The organism is Nostoc sp. TCL26-01, from assembly GCF_013393945.1.
GTDB lineage: Bacteria > Cyanobacteriota > Cyanobacteriia > Cyanobacteriales > Nostocaceae > Trichormus.
In genome coordinates, this window is record NZ_CP040297.1 from 405,084 (window position 1) to 422,838 (window position 17,755).

Consider the following 17,755-nt stretch of genomic DNA (forward strand, 5'->3'; position numbering starts at 1 on the left):
GCAACTTATAAACTTAAAAAACACCATGTTTTTTGTGGCTTTTCAAGGGTAATCTACTAAAAGCCAAAAGCACAGATATCATATGGTGATATTTGCGTGCAAGGATCGAGGTTGTTAGCTCTCACCAGGGAAGTCATGGAAAGATAGAAGTTATCATGAGGCTGTAGGATTGACAAAGGAGTACTTTGTTTGCCTTAGTCTAATAATTGATTATTAATATTTGCTGGTATCTGCCAGCTAAAATCATGATCCTCAGTTGGATACCTTTAATTCAATAAATATTAAGCGGTCTCAATCATTGCCGCTACCCGTGCTGTTGAAACAATTGCCAATCGCTGATCGGTGCGAACACTATGGAAAATGACGCGGCAACACTCTACTGTCCCAATGAACTTTGTCAGGCGGCTAACCCTCTGACACATAAGTTTTGCCAGCAATGCCGCACACCCTTACCCAAGCGTTACTTATGGGCGGTGGGAGAGAGTTTGAGTGTAGGTAGCCCCGGAGAAATATTAGGCGATCGCTATTTAATTATCACTAAATCTGTTGTGTTCGATACTCGACCTGGTTTGCCACCCCAAGCACCAGAGTTAGACAATGTACATTCCCTCAGACCTTATTTAAGACTCATTCCCTACCGCTTACATATCCCACAAATTTATGGGGTTGTCACTTTAACTGATGGACGCAGCCATAGTGATATTCTCTTACTAGAAAAACCGCCTCTATTTACCGATAGTGTGGCGCAGCAAGTGCATTTGTGTAGCGAATTTACCGATGCTTGGCGCTACGCCTCATCCATGCGTCAATTACATTGGTTGTGGCAAATTGCTCATCTCTGGCAACCTTTAAAAAGTGAAGGAGTAGTTTCTAGCCTCCTCAACCCCCAATTATTAAGGGTAGAAGGGGCATTAATCCGGTTGTTAGAATTGCATCCTGACTCGGCCACAGCACCAGAGTTAAGGCAACTAGGGGAATTTTGGCAGCATTTACACAATGAAGCCAAACCAGCAGTATCGGCATTTGTTCATCAAATTAGTAGTTGGCTCCTCCAAGGTGAAATCACATCACCAGAAGTACTCATCGCCGTTTTAGATCGAGGATTGGCAGAATTAGGCCAGACGCAAACACCGACGATTCAAATTGTCACCAAAACCGACACTGGCCCCAGTCGCCAGCGTAACGAAGATGCCTGTTATCCTCCCAGTGGTACACTCCTGAGTAAACCACCCCAACCAAGCGCCCTAGCTATTGTCTGTGATGGAATTGGTGGACATGAAGGGGGTAATGTCGCCTCAAATTTAGCCATTGAAACTATCCAGCAGCAGATACAACAACTGACAAAATTACCTATAGATCATCTAGAGCCTTCGCTGTTGATAGCTGATTTGGAAAGGGCTGTCGCTATTGTCAATGACAAAATTAGCCAGCGCAATGACAGTGAAAATCGTCAAGGACGTAAACGCATGGGTACAACCCTGGTAATGGCATTACCTGTAGCCCATGAAATGTATATTACTCATGTCGGAGATAGTCGTGCCTACTGGATTAACCGTCACGGCTGTTATCAAGTCACTCTCGATGACGATGTAGCTTCTAGAGAGGTGAGGTTGGGTTACGCTGTTTATCGAGAAGCTGTACAACAAAGTGGTTCTGGTTCTTTGGTACAAGCACTGGGGATGAGTCCTAGCAATTCCTTACACCCCACAGCCCAGCGATTTATCATTGATGAAGACAGCATATTTCTGCTTACATCCGATGGCTTGAGTGATTTTGACAGAGTGGAAGATTACTGGGAAACAGAAATCTTACCAATTCTCACTGGTGAAGATAATATCGTCAATGTGGCTGATCGCCTAGTAGACATCGCCAACACTAAAAATGGTCACGATAACGTCACCATTGCCTTAGTCAATTGCCAAGTGCAATACACTGAACCAGAAATCAATCTCCAAGCAGTCATTCCTGATAGTAGTAAGGTCAAAACTGTCAATTTAGCTGCACAAGCTACACCACCAGCATCATTAGCAGGTAAACCGGAACAGAAACCCAAAGTAATTCCCGATAACCTACCTAGCCCACTCAGCAAATTCCCCTTACAGTTGTTAGTGTTGTTACTCTTGGCTACAGCTGCTGGCTTAATTGGCTACTGGATTATGTTATTGCGATCGCCCTCCACTTACAATCCCAGACCAACCAGAACTCAGCCCATCACTACCCCATCTCCCCAAATCCCACGCTCATTAAATAATCTCGCCGCTGAATGGGTAATCAAAACCAAGCGGGAAATTACCTTGAATCAAAAGGAAAAATTACCACCTGAGAGTTTTTTAAAAGTCATTGACAAAAAAATTAATAACCTACCTAACTCTGGGGGTGACAAGGTGTATCTGAAATTGTGCGCTAATCCAATTCCGGCGAATATCACAGTCGATAGACCCATCGAAATCGAACTAGCAAAACTAAAACCGTCTGATGTCACCGTTTTACAACCAAATCAAGATAGTCCCTGTGATTTCGTCTCTCCCTCACCAGAAACCTTACCCCCTGCACCCAATACACCAAACAATACCAGTGCAACTCCAGCAAATAATCGATAGACTAGTAAAAATCTGAAATAATACAGATAATAAATAAAACTAACATTCATGAAGAAGAAGTTCTTCTTCATGAAGACTTTGTGAAAGATTATCTGTTTTTAACTTTTAGTTTTGTGAATCCATGCCATCCTTGAACTTGGCGATCGCCCGTCTCATCAACACTGGCAAAGATAGTTTCGCCATTTGGGTGGTAAAAGCTCCCTATCCTAGTGGTTACGTTCTGCGTGACTCTGCCTGGCCTCCCGAACTAACTAAAATTTGGCAAGAGTGGCAGCAGATGTTTGCTGGCCACAGTGGTATTTATATTTCCTCTAGCAACCCTGATTTAGCTAAACCAGTTCCGTGGAATCTAGTCTCACCTCCATCTGGACAAAACACTGGTTATGGCAGTCGTCTGATGCAGTACTTAGGCTTAAATCTGTGGCGTTGGGTATTTGAAGGGTCAATCCTTGGTAGTTTAGAACGCAGTCGTGGTCTAGCTATGGGTCAGCATACACGGCTACGCTTTCGTTTAGAAGTGCGTGACCCGGATCTCATGGCTCTACCTTGGGAAATTATGCAGCGCGAACCTGGGCAGTCGGCCATATCCCTCTCACCAGATTTGCTCTTTAGCCGCACTACCAGCGAAGTCGAGCCTCTACCATCTTTACGTACCGATCAGGCTCTAAAAATTCTCTTAGTTCTGGGACATGATCAAAACCTACAACTGCAAAAAGAAGCCGCTATCCTAGAACAAACCCTCTTAAATGGTATGCCAGCAAGTATTCACTCCTCAGCATACGCACCATGTACAGTCAAAACACTCCTGCAACCCACTCCCCAAGAGTTAATCCAAGAGTTAGAAACCAAGGCATACAACGTCTTTTTCTACGCCGGTCATGGTTTGCCAAACCCAGATGGCGGATTACTATTTTTACGCCCAAACATGAGCCTTAATGGCATAGAATTAGCCCAAGTTTTAACTCGTAATGCCATCAAATTAGCAGTTTTTAACGCCTGTTGGGGCGCACAACCAGCAGCAGTGAATCATCAAGCCATCCCAGCTAGTAGTTTGACAGAAGTGTTAATCCGTCATGGTGTGCCAGCAGTGTTGGCCATGCGGGATGAAATTGCTGATCATGAAAGTCACAGTTTTATTCAAGCCTTTGCCGAAGCATTGCGATCGCGCAAACCCATCGATGAAGCAGTAGCAGAAGCTAGACAAGAATTGTTAACACTATATAAGTACAATCAACCAGCCTGGACTTTACCAGTTCTCTATCTCCATCCGGACTTTGATGGCGAACTGATCAAAAGTTTTGATGAAGGGATCACCGAAATGCCAGAAACGGCAATCCCCAGCAATGCGGCAGTGCCGATGGCCTGTTTGCGATCGCTTGCCCCTGGGGGACGCAGTTGGTTTTTACGTTCTGGTGTCACCCGCATCGGTCGCACCAAGGATAATGATATCGTCATTCCTGAACCCTCGGTTTCTAAACGACACGCCGAAATCATCTGCCGTAATACTTTTACTGGGAAAATTCCCGCCCGTGCTTATTATCTCCGGGATTTTTCTACCTATGGCACAACTTGGTTTTTAAGCCCTAATGGTTGGCAACAAATCCTCCGTGAGGAAGTTCCCTTAAAGTCGGGAATGCAATTAAAGTTTGGTAGCTCTAAAGGAGAAATTTGGGAATTTATGATTGAAAACTCTTGATGTAAAAATTTGATTTTGTCAATAGTCGGTTGTCAGCAATCAATGGCACGATATGCTTAGACTAGCTCTATAAGATTAATCAGTATTAACCCAGAGATCACACAACCAAAAATTGACACTTACAGTACCATGAAATCTCAAGTTACTAAAAAATGTGCAAGAAAACAAATAAAACAGCAAAAATCATTTTATTGATTATTTAGCCATCACCAGGAGCAAACTTAAATACTCGCTTTGGGCATTTTAAAAAAACTGTTTTTTTGCGGAAATCTAAATCTGAGCAGTGTAGCTGTCAATGTCAACTAAATTAGTTTAACAGGAGGCAATCTAATGATTCATCAAATTAACGGTTCAGATGCTTGCCATTCTGTAGGATCGCAAATGGAATTAGAATTATTAGCAGTTTTATTAGAACCAGAGGATGCTACCTATCCTTGGAATCCAGCCGATGATGAATCAGCAGTGTATTTTGACGAACTAGAAAGGCAGTTTGCCATCCACGATGTATTGGACGAAGAACTCACCACTAGATCTGCCACTTTTTATGGGCAGCTAGATACTTTATGGTCAGAAGTTGAAACTTCATCACACTACAATCATACTACAAGTAGTGCAGTTATCGATCAGCTTCAAGAAAGTTTACCAAAAGCATTTGTATCGAGATTGCCCGAAGGTTGGCTCAATGCCATCGCCAACAAAGCGACGGAGATTTTCACATCATCACAATCCCTAGCAGAACAACTAGCCGAGTGTGTCCAAACTGTATTACCCACATGGGCAACAGATGATTTGTCAGTTTTGACTCGACCCTATGCCTACGCTATGCGTAGCAGCGAACCACAAACCCTAACATCTGTAATTAATAATGTTGAGCATCAAGAATGGGCTAACCTATCAGAAATAGAACAAGCCAAAATTAGTGTAGCGATCGCCTATTACGTCCTCAGACAACTTGATGACTCCCAACCCGAAGCCTAAGTTCTGATCAATTTCCATCTAGTTCAGATAAACAGTGAGTTTTGCTCACGGTGAATATTTTTATGGGGATTTGACAGAATTTTTATCTCTAACCTTCAAACCTACCCATATCACCATCATCTAACCATAAGTGGATAGCAAAATTAACACCATCTATCCTAAGACATAAAAATTACTGAAGAAAGTGATATTGGGGTAACAGTTCATTAGCCTGTGCTGAAATCACAAGTCCATAAAGACTAGCCTTTAGCGTCTAGCCTCTTCCCCATCCTCTTCACTTCGGCCCCAAAAAGCGAGTAGCAAAATTTTGCGATCGCGTTGGTGACAAAGCCCTAGCCTTGAGAATAGCAGCCATCAAAAAAGCATAAGATAACACCCCAACAACCACCAACAATAAATTATTACTGTGTCCGGCTGTATTCCATAAAGCGTGAAGTGCGGCAGCGCTGAGATAGCCAACGGCCAAAATCTGCTTGGCATAACGAGGTTTGAGAGCAGCTAACCCGATAAAATATCCCAGATAACCGCTATAAGCCATATGTCCGGCAGGCAAACCCAAAATCCTGGCAATCAAAACTTGCAAACCTACTTCTGTACCTGCTTGGAGAGATGCAGCTGGTACATATTGTCCTAAAGTTTCCAGCAAAGTAAAGCCAACAGCCGAAGCCGTCCCCAACAGAATACCGTCCAAAGGTTCCCAAACACCGATTCGTTCTCGCCAAGGAGAAGGTAATCCCAAAGCAATCAGATACGCTCCCAATATTGGTAAAGCTTTGAGTAATTCCTCCATCAACCCAGCACCAAAAAAGTATCCCACAAATAATTCTGTGAGGCTGTTGATAGGCTGATCGATAGGTGGTACGCTACCAGGAAGGACTTCTCGAAAAATATAGATAAATAAATTTAATAGGGGACTGAGCAAAATTAGAGTTGTACACAAAGCTGCACTCACTAATACCCACCAAGGCTTAGGTTTACCACAAAGTTGGTAAATAAAGTAATATGCAGCTAAGGCTATGTAAGTTGCCACGATCACTTGATTAACCTGGGGCTGACCGACGGTGGCAAACATTAGCACCACAAATACTACAGTGAGCATTCCTGGGACAAGGTAAGCTTTGCTAGTTAAATCCTTACCGGTAGAAATAATCGGGAAAAGTTGAGTGAAGCTGATAGAGTCTGGCTTGGATGGGGTTTGCTGTTTTGCCGAAGTTAAGGGTGTACCTTGGTTAGTAATCACCGTTGGTTGAGCTGCAACTGCATACTCAAACAGGAACTGTGGCCCATCAGCACCCAAAGAAATGCGATCGCCTGGGTGTAATTCCTGACATCCATATAAACGCTGCTCATTTAAATAAGTGCCATTAGCACTATTCAAATCACAAAGCACCCAACTAAAAGTGTTATCTACAGATGAAGCGACGGGACGAACCACAGCATGACGACGGGATACCATCCGATACATCATGGCATCTAAGACAACTTGACAGCTAGGATCACGACCAATTACTACTTCTTTACTGGTAAGCGAGTAGCGAGATTCCGACCCAAATGCTGCTCCATTACCAGACACCAGCCGCAGAAAAGCATTATGTCTTGCGTTTTTGCCTGTCATCGAGTTAGAGTATCTCTCCAAACTAATTCACAAAATACCTTGCCAGTTGGAACTAACCTCAGCCACACCAACAGCAGCATTAAATACACTATAGCTTCACTTCCTGCGAATAATTTTAAATTTTACTCACAGAAAATTTAAATTTGTTTTCTCTAATTGTGACAACTATTCTCACTACAAAAAGTATTCTTTGTACGTTATTTATAAGATATTGCAATTCTCAGCTAATGATCATCAATAATATGTACAACAATTGAACAAATTTTTAGTATAAAATCCCTATTGAATTTCTGAAAAACCCAGTACAACTCAAATAACCTTCTTCCCTATTGCCTATTGCCTATTGCCTATTGCCTATTGCCTATTCCCTTCTCCCCTATTCCCCTTGAGTAAATAAGTCATCATTTCCCCTTTACCCTTGACCTGAATCATCCCTCGTTCTTCTAACAGATACTTATCTTGGAGCAAAGCATAGGTTGTTTGACAAACCTGGATACTACCTGCTATCCCGTGTGATTCCATTCTACTGGCAGTATTGACTGTATCCCCCCAAAGATCATAAGCAAACTTTTTCAGTCCTATCACTCCTGCTACCACTGGCCCTGTACTAATGCCAATGCGGATACGAAAGTACTGATTATTGGACTGATTGAACTGAGTGAGGGCATTTTGCATATCTAGAGCCATATTGGCAATAGCGATCGCATGATCATCATGGTAGTTAGGTAAGCCGGCAACTGCCATATAAGCATCCCCAATTGTTTTAATTTTCTCCACACCATGACGTTCTGCTAATTCGTCAAATAAACAGAATATTTTATTTAGTAATTCTACTAGTATCGCTGGTGATATCCGAGATGATAGTTCTGTAAAACCAACAATATCGGCAAATAAAACTGTGACTTCATGAAAACTGTTAGCAATAGTAGTATGTTGCTGTTTTAATTGTTCAGCAATTACCTCAGGGAAGATATTTAATAATAATTTCTCTGATTGTTGTTGGGCAATTTCTAGTTCTTTACTCGCTTTGAATTCCTGTTTTTTTAGTTGTTCATATAAAAAAACGGAGATTACACAAATAGCACAAGTCCAAAATAAATATAATCCTTGTTCTATATAAAAATTAATAGGATATTCTAAAATAGGTCGATAAATCGTAAATAATAATAAATAACAAATAATGGTTCCCACCTGGGATATTAAGTGCATTCGCCACAGCACAGGCATAATTGTTGCTTGAGTCAAAAACATGAGACTCCACAGACCGATCCTGGGTTCTAAGTTGTTAAATATCAAGGCTATATCAATTTGTACAGCACAAGTTACAGACCAACATAAACTCAGAAAAATTAGGTCAGGAAAACGATAACCTATAGAAGTTTTACATAAAATCCCACAAATTAAAATAAATATTTCTACAATAAAACCAATTTTCAAAGCTTGCATTTTTCCTTCTGGGTATGGATTAGTCCAGAGAAAATATGCAATGATAGTGACACCAGCTAATAACATAATCAAAGTCTGTAATCGCAGACGTTTAAGCATAAAGCGGTGGCGCTGTTCTTTATAAGACTTTTCCTGGTTGTGTTGCTGTTGCCAGTCAGGCTGTCGATGATTGATCAGTGCATCTAGTTGAGTTTTGTTAGGCTGATTGAGATGAATCATGATTCAGAATTGAGCTTTTGCTATTATTTTTTTGCAGCAAGATAAATAGATTCCCCTATCAAAAATAAGCAGTAACTTGCTACATAGTTGAGTCACTGAAAAACCTGACCATATTAACGAATTATTCTGTTGGGGAAGAACGAAACCTGCCAGAACATTTTCCATGTTTAGCACTTTTACCCAGTTTGGCAGCAGTGTAATTACTAGAGAGAGATAAGTTTACTCAGTTAACTAGACTTTTAAGCGGCAAAGTGTCTTCAGGAAAGGCAAATTTAATTAAGCTGACTAATTGACTCCAATTGTGTAACTCTTCTTCTGAGGACGCTTGCCAAAACTCATTGACAAAAAATTCTGCCCACCATGATGGAGCTTGCTGGCGGTAAACACCATCGTGATTTTTACGCCATCGCTTGCGCCACTTGATAAAGTCTCTTGTTGTTGGTGCTTGTACTCCCACAATGGGCGGAAAATCGGCATAGCTAACAAAGCTACTTACACCCTTGGCGTGGACATAAACTACATATCGCCAACATTCCACGGTGTAGATATCATCAAAAGCAATGCGGAACATCAAACAAATTGCTTCTTCTGTGACAAATCGTGCTAGTGGGTGAGGAGTAAACGATTTGTGAATAATTTTTGATGCGCGGATGGCAAGCGCTTTACCCTGGAGTGATGATACCATAAAAGATAATTCTCGTGAAAAAAAAGATGATTCTCGTAAAGAAAGATGATTCTTCTAAAAAAAGATGATTTTTGAATAGAGAGGATTCGAGGTTTCTCCGAGATGCCTATTGTAAATTTAGCGATCGCTCTTCAGTTTCCTAGGCCGGGGAGTGATCGTTTTATATGATACAATAAATCGACGACTCATACAAGTCATCGATAGTAAAGATTATGGGAATGATTCGCCTCAAGATTCGAGAGTACGCTGCCCAAAAGGGTTGGACGTTGAAAGAAGTATCTGACCGTTCTGGTGTAGTTTACAGCACTCTGAGAACCTATGCGCGATCGCCTGGATTGGCAACTGTGGATTTTACGGCGATTCAGAAGCTAGCAAAAACCTTTGATGTGATGATTGAAGAGTTAGTTGAGGTTGTCCAGGAATGAATGATAGTTTGGTGGTAGCGATCGTTTTTAGAGCGCTGAGACACCAAGCTTCGTTAAATAGCTTGAATCCACTCTTTCACAGAATACTCAGTCCAGATACCATGTTGCCAGTAGGGGTCATTTTCAATCAATTGTCTGACAATGGCTTCGTCTTCAGCTTCGTAAATTCCAAAGACTTTGGTGACATCTTTAGTAGGGCCGATGGTAATTAAAACGCCAGATGCTTTTTGATTAGCTAATCCATCTAAATGAGCTTGGCGATAAGGGACACGTTTTTCTAGTACGTCTTCGCAGTAAGTTCCCCAGAGGATGTATTTAGGCATAGATATTTAATGCAAAATTCAAACCTAATCATAATAGTCAGTGATGAGTCACATATCAACTCATCACTGATGATTGTTAACTTCTGAGATTAACACCAAACTTTTCTACTAAAGCTTCACGGACTTTGTTGTGTACTGGTTCGACTTCGGTGTCGGTGAGAGTGCGATCGCTTGCACGATAAACTAGACGAAAAGCTAAACTTCTCTGTCCTTGGGGGACATTTTCACCGCGATACTCATCAAATAATTCCACAGACTCCAGTAAACCTTTACCCGCGTGAGTAATGGATTTTTCAATTTCGGCAACGGAAACTTTCACGGGTGCAAAGAAAGCAATGTCGCGATCGCTGGCTGGGTAAGTGGAGTAAGCTTTGAAGGGAGGAACAAGAATATCATCTTGATCCAAGGCATTCAGTAGCACATCTAAATTCAACTGGAACAAATAGACAGACTCTGGTAAACCCTTGTCTCGTCGCAATTGGGGGTGGAGTTGTCCAAAAAGCCCTAATCTATTACCGCCAATCCACAAAGAAGCAGTGCGTCCTGGATGCAAGCGCTCATCACGACGATCTGGTTGATATTCTACCAAGATGCCTAGTTGCTGGAAAACACTTTCTAAAATCCCTTTAGCTTCAAAGAAAGTTAGGGATTGTTCCCGTCCACCTTTAGCCCACTTGCCGATGGTTCTATCACCACCGATGATACCAGCGATCGCATCCGCTTCTTGCAAACCATCTTCTTCTTTCCAGAAAATTCGCCCGATTTCAAAACCATTGAGTGAACCGTTACCTTGTTCTAAGTTGTATTGAAAAGCATCAATCAACCCGGCGATTAAATCGGTTCGCAATGCTGAATACTCAGCAAATAATGGGTTACTTAAGACTATTTGTCTATCGTCTCCTGGTTTGACTAAAGAGTAGTGCATCAACTCTGTCAAACCTTCTGCCCGGAGAGAAGCACGCAACTTGCGGGTTAGTTCTTGATCTACAGGTAAATAACCAGCTTCCGCTTTATCTGGCAGGGTGTCGCAGAAATTATCATAACCGTAGAGACGAGCGACTTCTTCAATTAAGTCAATTTCTCGTTCTAAATCGCGGTAACGATAGGGTGGTACAGCAACATTCCAAGTCCCTTCCTCAGTTAGAGTTAGCTGACATCCCAATGCAGTCAGGATTCTTTCTACATCTTTGGCTACTAACTCACCCGTGTCTTCACTGACATTAACTGGCCCCAATATCTCATTCACCCGATCTAAACGTAAGACAATTGAGCGACTCCAAGTACTAGGATGTGGACGAGTATCTGCCATTTCTTGATGGACAATTATCCCACCAGCCAATTCACTAATTAAGGATAAAGCACGGCGATTAGCTATTTCTAATTCTGCTCGATTCACACCACGTTCAAACCTGCCAGAGGCTTCACTGCGTAACCCGACACTGCGAGCAGAACGACGAATGGCGACTGAATCAAATAACGCCGCCTCTAAAACCAAACTTTGCGTCCCGTCATGAACTTCGGTTTCTTCACCCCCCATGACTCCCGCCAAAGCTACGGGTTTTTCGTTGGCAGTAATTAATAAATTTTGTGTTGTTAGGTTGCGAGTTTGTCCATCTAAGGTTTTTAAGGTTTCCCCCGCGTTGGCAAAACGCACCCCAATTTGTAGAGACGTTGCATTTTGTTGTTGTAGAGACGTTGCATTTTGTTGTTGTAGAGACGTTGCATGCAACGTCTCTACGAGGCGATCGCCATCAAAGGCGTGTAACGGTTGTCCCCATTCCAACAACACATAATTAGTAATATCCACCACATTATTAATCGGTCGCACCCCAGCTGAGAGTAAACGCTGGCGTAACCAATCAGGAGAAGGCGCAATCTTAATCTGTTCGATAACAGTACCAATATAAGCAGGGCAAACTTGTGTATCGCCAATTTTTAAAGATAACTTTCCTGGACTTTGAGATATTTCTACCTCTCTCGGTTCAGGGATACTTAATTTTGCACCAGTCAAAGCTGCTACTTCCCGCGCAATCCCCACCATACTCAAAGCATCAGCCCGGTTAGCAGTGGCAGTAACATCTAAAATTACATCATCCAACCCCAACAAAGGCCGGACATCGCTACCTAAGGAGAGGTTTTCTTGGGGGAAAATATAAATTCCGTCTATGTCACTAGGTAAACCCAGTTCCTTTAAAGAACAAATCATCCCTTGAGAGGGGACACCCCGCAATTTTGCTGGTTTAATCTTTAAGTCAATATTTGGTAAATAAGCTCCCACCGTCGCTACTGGGACGTAAATATCTGCCCGGACATTAGGCGCACCACAGACAATATTTAATGTCTCATCTGCACCAATATCCACTTGACATACACTCAACTTATCAGCATTGGGGTGGGGTTGACGCTCCAGCACTCTGCCCACCACAACGCCATTTGCCCAAGTGCGACGATCTTCTATATCTTCGACTTCAAACCCAGCCATTGTCAGGGTTTGGGCTAATTCTTCTGGTTTAAGTTTTATCTCTACTAGTTCCCGCAGCCAATTAAGAGAAATACGCATTGTGCTTGTTTGAGGAATCGTCTTTTGCTTTAATTTTAGGTTGTCTAACTCTAGGCGATCGCCTAAATTCTCGCTCATCACCAAGATTGACATACCTATTCACCTGAACAATCCTACTACGGTTTGAGAACAGGACTTACGTATACGGGGTGTTAGGGTGTAGGAGTTAGAGAATTCGCTAGTTGATGAGCGATCGCTCAATTCAGTATTCATACTGTTAATTTGTAAATTTAATGTGAATTTACTCAACCTCTCCTTTACAAATTTTTCCAAGTGAATCAATAAATAGCTTATTCGTCAAGAGTCACTAGGCATAAGGCTTTCTCTCTCATTTCACACCAGAAAAAGTCTGTAGAGGGGGCAAATTTACCTAATCCTGCTTATAGGAAATTTAAAGTTTTTATTGAAGATGTGATGAAAATCTTGTAAACACGTAGACATACAGTACCTTTTGTATTAGATTACGCTTGGTCTACTTATTGGCGAAATTGGCTTAACTTGCAAATGTTTGTCCAAAAAATCATCTTTAGGTTATCAGCCTTTTACGCATTTGGGATTGGTTTATTTGCTGTGGTTCCCTCGGCTTCAGCTTTTACTTTTTCCCCAAGCGGAGACAGTGTAACAATCACTGCTGCGGATATCAACAAGTCTTTTAACATTGACTTTAACGGTAACGTTAGTACACAAAATGTTCAAGGACTCTCATCCACAGCAATTTTTAAATTTCTCGGATTCAATACAGTTGGTAGTGGTGCTAACACCAGAACCGAAGCAGCGTTTAATATTGACTTAACGAATACATCCAGTAACGGTATTACCTCTAGAACATCTGTTTTAGGTTTTAATACTAGCCTGCCATTGCGGGGAGTTGGCAGTACCAACACTTCTGGAAACACCAGAACTTCTGGACTGTTTAATCAAGATAGAACTGGTCAACTCCCTAATCAATTTGGCAATCTTGATGTCTGCTTCCTGAATCGTAATGGTAATGGTGGCAACTGTTCAGGTGGTGGAAATGGTGGTGTCAGTACTGGTGATCCTACTGGTACATTCTCTCCCATCCTCGCCTTCAATGGTAATATCAACACCTTCACACTAAGTAACTTTGGCGTGCGCTATCAAAGTATTACAGGCACAGGTCTTGGTACTAGCGGTACAGGTAGAGGATTTTACACACCACCACCACCACCACCCAGAAGAGTATCTGAGCCAGCTACAGTTGCTGCCATCAGTTTATTTGTCTTGGGTGGATTGCAGCTGAAAAAGAAGCAGCGTTTGTTATCGGTTTAAATAGAACTATTATTAATTCACAAATCATATGAGGGCGGTAGGAATTCTTTTGCTAATACGAGAGTTCAGCCGTCTTTTTTACTAAATTTCTCAAGTAAAGTCTTAAAATTAATAGGTATAAACTAAATTAAAAATCTTATGGCAGCTAAAGTAGAAATTTACACTTGGATGACTTGCCCATTTTGCATTCGAGCTAAAGGTTTGCTGAATAAAAAGGGCGTGGAATTTGTGGAGTACAGTATTGATGGTGATGAGGCTGCACGAGCTAAAATGGCCGATAGAGCTAATGGTAGACGCTCCTTACCACAAATTTTTATCAACGATCGCCATATTGGTGGTTGTGATGATATTCACGCTCTAGAAAGTCAAGGTAAACTGGATGAGCTATTAGCAGCTAGCATAAGGGAATAGGCAATAGGCAAATAGACAAATAGGCAATAGGAATAAGGATTGTAGCCTAGTTATTTTTCTTTACATAGTTTGCTTTTATTGTCCCGACTTACTTTAGATTCCTAGATAAAACTTCTATTTGAGTTTGGAATTTCCCTCTTCCCTGTCCCCTGTCCCCTGTCCCCTGTCCCTTATCCCCTATCCCCTATTCCCTGGTAAATCTGTCAGGATATCAAGCGATAATTTATCTGAGGATTTTCTGGCGATTGAGGCAAAAAGCGTGAAACTGGCTTTTATTATTGATCCTATCCATCAGTTAGACCCAGGTCATGATACTAGTGTGGCACTGATGGAAGCAGCACAAATTCTGGGGCATGAAGTTTGGGTGACTCAAGCTAATTGGTTGAGTGTGGTGGAGAGCAAGGCTTGGGCTATTTTACAGCAGGTAAAACTCATACCTGTGGAGTTGGTGGAGAAACGTTGGCAAGCCGCAAATCCTTGGTATGAATTAAGTCCCCGGTCTTTAAATTCTTTGGAAACAATGGATGCTGTATTCATGCGGACAGATCCACCAGTGAATGATGCTTACCTTTATGCTACCTATGTTTTGGATTACATTGACCAAAATAAAACCTTGGTGATTAATAATCCTCATGGTATTCGCGGGGCAAATGAAAAAATGTACGCCCTTCAGTTTACCAAGGCAATTCCCGAAACTATTGTCAGTGCTGATAAACAGTTTATTCGCCAGTTTGTCGAAGCTAAAGGGGCGACAGTGTTAAAACCACTAGGTAACAAAGCTGGGGAAGGCATTTTATTTCTCCAATCAGGCGATCGCAATTTTAACTCCATAGTCGAACTTAGCACCCAGCAAGGTCGCTTACCAGTGATGGTACAAACATATTTACCAGCAGCGAAGGCCGGAGACAAGCGCATTATCTTACTCAATGGTGAACCTATTGGCGCACTCAATCGTTTAGCTAGCAATGATGATTTTCGTAACAATATGGCAACTGGTGGTACAGTGGCAACAACGGAAATTACACCACGGGAGATGGAAATCTGTAATCAACTCGCCCAAAAGTTACGCGAAGACGGGCTAATTTTTGTCGGTATTGATGTGATTGGTGGCTACCTCACGGAAGTCAATGTTACTAGCCCGACGGGAATCCGGGAAATTGACCGACTCAATGGTACTCGTCTCGGTCATGATGTTATTAAATGGGTAGAGGAGAAGTTAGTCATTGGTCATTAGTCACTGGTCATTGGTCATTGGTCATTGGTCAATAGTCATTGGTCATTAAACATCTGGTGAAAATGAATGTAGAGACGTTGCAGTGCAACGTCTTTAGAAGGATTTCGGGCAACGCAGAATTAATTTCTACCAGATGTCTATTAGTCAAAAATTTTAGGTTGGTTGGTAAGTAGCGCAATTCAATATAGCTCAGGATGTTAGGTTACGCAAAGCCTCCACCCAACCTACAAATACTATTGACCATTGACTATTGACCATTCTTGAGCTTTTCCATAGTATCAACTCATAAGGCATACAAATTTTACCGGAGATGACATTTGTATCTCTGGTGAAACTTGAAAATTAGCAGTTTTTATACAGCAATTAGCTTGACCTAAGACTATAAATTTAGATAATCTCAAATCTGAAACTGCTTAATTCTTTGGTGGTCTGCGTCTTTGGAGAAAGTCAGGAATATCCAATCCAGTTTTTTCCTTGGGTTCTGCAACAGGTGCAGGGGCATTCGTCGGTGGTGTTTGTGGTGTTGAACGTTTGGGGGGAGGAGTTACCACTCGTGCATTAGCGGCGTTTTGTTGGGGTGCTACTTGCATTTCGCCTGTAAAACCTGTTGCAATCACTGTGATTCTAACTTCACCTTGTAACCTGTCATCGATGACTGCACCAAAAATAATATTGGCGTTGGGATCAACTACTTCATATATTGTTTCGGCAGCCGCATTTACTTCGTGTAAAGTCAAATCACTGCCACCAGTAATATTAAAAACAACGCCTCTAGCGCCTTCAATAGAACATTCTAATAGCGGTGAGGAAATAGCAGCGATCGCCGCCTCTCTAGCTCTCGATTTTCCGGAACTGACACCAATGCCCATCAAAGCTGATCCTGCATCTGCCATCACAGCCCGCACATCAGCAAAATCCACGTTTACCAAGCCAGGGATTGTAATAATATCAGAAATTCCTTGCACCCCTTGACGTAACACATCATCGGCATAGCGAAACGCTTCTTGCACTGGTGTTTGTTCTGGGATCACTTCCAGCAACTTATTGTTAGGAATAATGATCAAAGTATCAACTCTACTTTTGAGTCCTTCAATGCCTTGTTCTGCTTGACTGGTACGGCGACGACCTTCAAACACAAAAGGGCGTGTTACCACACCAACTGTCAACGCTCCCATTTCTTTGGCTATTTCTGCAACTATGGGGGCTGCACCTGTACCAGTACCACCTCCCATCCCAGCAGTGATAAATACCAAATCAGCACCTTCTAGGGCTGTAGAAATTTCATCCCGTGATTCTTCTGCTGCTTTTTGTCCAATCGCCGGATTACCACCTGCACCTAAACCTCTGGTCAATTTCTGCCCAATTTGCAGACGACTCGGTGCGCCTGCTAAAGTCAACGCTTGCGCATCAGTATTAATCGACCAAAACTCTACTCCCGAAACATCAGACTCAATCATGCGGTTAACAGCATTACCACCGCCACCACCAACACCAATTACTTTGATATTAGCGACTCGACCAGGCACAATCTCGCCAATCCGGCTATTTTCCACAGCAATCTTCTTAATATCGTGATTTTGACCAAAGTTTAGCCCTGAGTTATTAAAGGGATTATTTGAGTTTACAGCCAGTGAGAGACCCGGCTGTCCCAACGATTGAGAATTCTTATAGGTAAGCTCTTGGTTATTATCAAGTGTCATTGGATTCAGAAAGGTAGATAAACGACTTTTTTAGGTGTTATTCGCCTAGTAGTCAACTATAATTTGACGCTGCCACAATTTTTGGCACTTTATTTTTATCACTATTCCCCACCTTAACAGGATTGTTATAGCAATATTTGGCTATGGTATGAGCCATAAATACCCATGATGGAATATTCCCCACCGCAGCTGCTTGCACAGCTAATTCTAGAGAAGTATACCTACATTTACTTAAAATTGATCTGTATAACTTTCCCAAAATATTAATATTTTCTCCATATAGCGGTTTTTGCCTAGTATACATCTGGCATACCAAATATTTGCCTAATAGTTCTGTTAATGATTTTGATTGGGTTCTCATCTGGTAAATCAGAGTATTTTTTTTCCCATCGGAGAAATTTAACACTGATAAGATTTTGTATATTTTGATATAAAGCATAAAATATAATACTGATGTTGTGGTTTATTGACTGCTGGATAGTTAGTTCTAACGACTAACTCTAGGCAATTAAACATACACTTAATCAAAATACAACTAATAACATACTAGAAATTCCCCAGCACCTCACTTAA

Annotated in this window: 14 protein-coding genes; 7 read left to right on the plus strand and 7 right to left on the minus strand. The window is 41.8% G+C overall.

Annotated features, from left to right (window positions below; all coding sequences use genetic code 11):
- The first annotated feature begins 353 nt into the window (after positions 1-353).
- The 3 genes from FD725_RS01715 (at position 354) to FD725_RS01725 (ending at position 5,274) form a co-directional block, all read left to right on the plus strand.
- Positions 354-2,600: a PP2C family serine/threonine-protein phosphatase gene (locus FD725_RS01715; protein WP_179046542.1), complete on the plus strand. Its 2,247-nt coding sequence runs from the start codon at positions 354-356 to the stop codon at positions 2,598-2,600.
- Between the two features lie 121 nt (positions 2,601-2,721).
- Entirely contained in the window at positions 2,722-4,296 is a 1,575-nt protein-coding gene (locus tag FD725_RS01720) for a CHAT domain-containing protein (protein WP_179046543.1), read from the plus strand.
- Between the two features lie 330 nt (positions 4,297-4,626).
- Positions 4,627-5,274: a hypothetical protein gene (locus FD725_RS01725; RefSeq protein ID WP_179046544.1), complete on the plus strand. Its 648-nt coding sequence runs from the start codon at positions 4,627-4,629 to the stop codon at positions 5,272-5,274.
- A gap of 274 nt (positions 5,275-5,548) precedes the next feature.
- On the opposite strand, the gene FD725_RS01730 is transcribed toward FD725_RS01725, so the two are convergent.
- From FD725_RS01730 to FD725_RS01740, 3 genes are all read right to left on the minus strand, one after another.
- Entirely contained in the window at positions 5,549-6,889 is a 1,341-nt protein-coding gene (locus FD725_RS01730; RefSeq protein ID WP_179046545.1) for a PrsW family glutamic-type intramembrane protease, read from the minus strand.
- A 354-nt stretch (positions 6,890-7,243) separates the two neighbouring features.
- The gene (locus tag FD725_RS01735) at positions 7,244-8,554 is read right to left on the minus strand and encodes an adenylate/guanylate cyclase domain-containing protein (protein WP_179046546.1); all 1,311 of its coding nucleotides are present in this window, start codon (positions 8,552-8,554) and stop codon (positions 7,244-7,246) included.
- Positions 8,555-8,777: 223 nt separating this feature from the next.
- Positions 8,778-9,239, minus strand: a complete 462-nt coding sequence (locus FD725_RS01740; RefSeq protein WP_179046547.1) for a hypothetical protein — start codon at positions 9,237-9,239, stop codon at positions 8,778-8,780.
- Positions 9,240-9,451: 212 nt separating this feature from the next.
- Here FD725_RS01740 and FD725_RS01745 point away from each other — a divergent pair, with 212 nt between their 5' ends.
- A complete protein-coding gene (locus tag FD725_RS01745) occupies positions 9,452-9,664 on the plus strand; it encodes a helix-turn-helix domain-containing protein (protein ID WP_179046548.1) in 213 nt (70 codons plus the stop codon).
- Positions 9,665-9,717: 53 nt separating this feature from the next.
- Here the strand turns inward: FD725_RS01745 and FD725_RS01750 are convergent, their stop codons facing one another.
- Together FD725_RS01750 and pheT are read right to left on the minus strand one after the other, a co-directional pair.
- On the minus strand, positions 9,718-9,987 hold the full coding sequence (locus FD725_RS01750) for a YciI family protein (protein WP_179046549.1): 270 nt from the start codon (positions 9,985-9,987) through the stop codon (positions 9,718-9,720).
- Positions 9,988-10,063: 76 nt separating this feature from the next.
- Positions 10,064-12,547 carry a phenylalanine--tRNA ligase subunit beta gene (pheT, locus tag FD725_RS01755; protein WP_179051380.1) on the minus strand — a complete coding sequence of 828 codons (2,484 nt, stop codon included), beginning with the start codon at positions 12,545-12,547 and terminating at the stop codon, positions 10,064-10,066.
- A 504-nt stretch (positions 12,548-13,051) separates the two neighbouring features.
- Between pheT and FD725_RS01760 the strand changes: the two genes are divergently transcribed.
- The 3 genes from FD725_RS01760 to gshB all read left to right on the plus strand — a co-directional run bounded on the left by FD725_RS01760 (position 13,052) and on the right by gshB (position 15,482).
- Positions 13,052-13,837, plus strand: a complete 786-nt coding sequence (locus FD725_RS01760; protein ID WP_179046550.1) for a cistern family PEP-CTERM protein — start codon at positions 13,052-13,054, stop codon at positions 13,835-13,837.
- 138 nt (positions 13,838-13,975) lie between these two features.
- On the plus strand, positions 13,976-14,248 hold the full coding sequence (grxC, locus tag FD725_RS01765; RefSeq protein ID WP_179046551.1) for a glutaredoxin 3: 273 nt from the start codon (positions 13,976-13,978) through the stop codon (positions 14,246-14,248).
- Between the two features lie 259 nt (positions 14,249-14,507).
- Complete coding sequence (gene gshB, locus FD725_RS01770) at positions 14,508-15,482, plus strand: glutathione synthase (protein ID WP_179046552.1); 975 nt, start codon at positions 14,508-14,510, stop codon at positions 15,480-15,482.
- A 413-nt stretch (positions 15,483-15,895) separates the two neighbouring features.
- Here the strand turns inward: gshB and ftsZ are convergent, their stop codons facing one another.
- On the minus strand, positions 15,896-17,182 hold the full coding sequence (gene ftsZ, locus FD725_RS01775) for a cell division protein FtsZ (protein ID WP_179046553.1): 1,287 nt from the start codon (positions 17,180-17,182) through the stop codon (positions 15,896-15,898).
- A 52-nt stretch (positions 17,183-17,234) separates the two neighbouring features.
- A complete protein-coding gene (locus FD725_RS01780) occupies positions 17,235-17,621 on the minus strand; it encodes a hypothetical protein (protein ID WP_179046554.1) in 387 nt (128 codons plus the stop codon).
- Between the last annotated feature and the right edge of the window lie 134 nt (positions 17,622-17,755).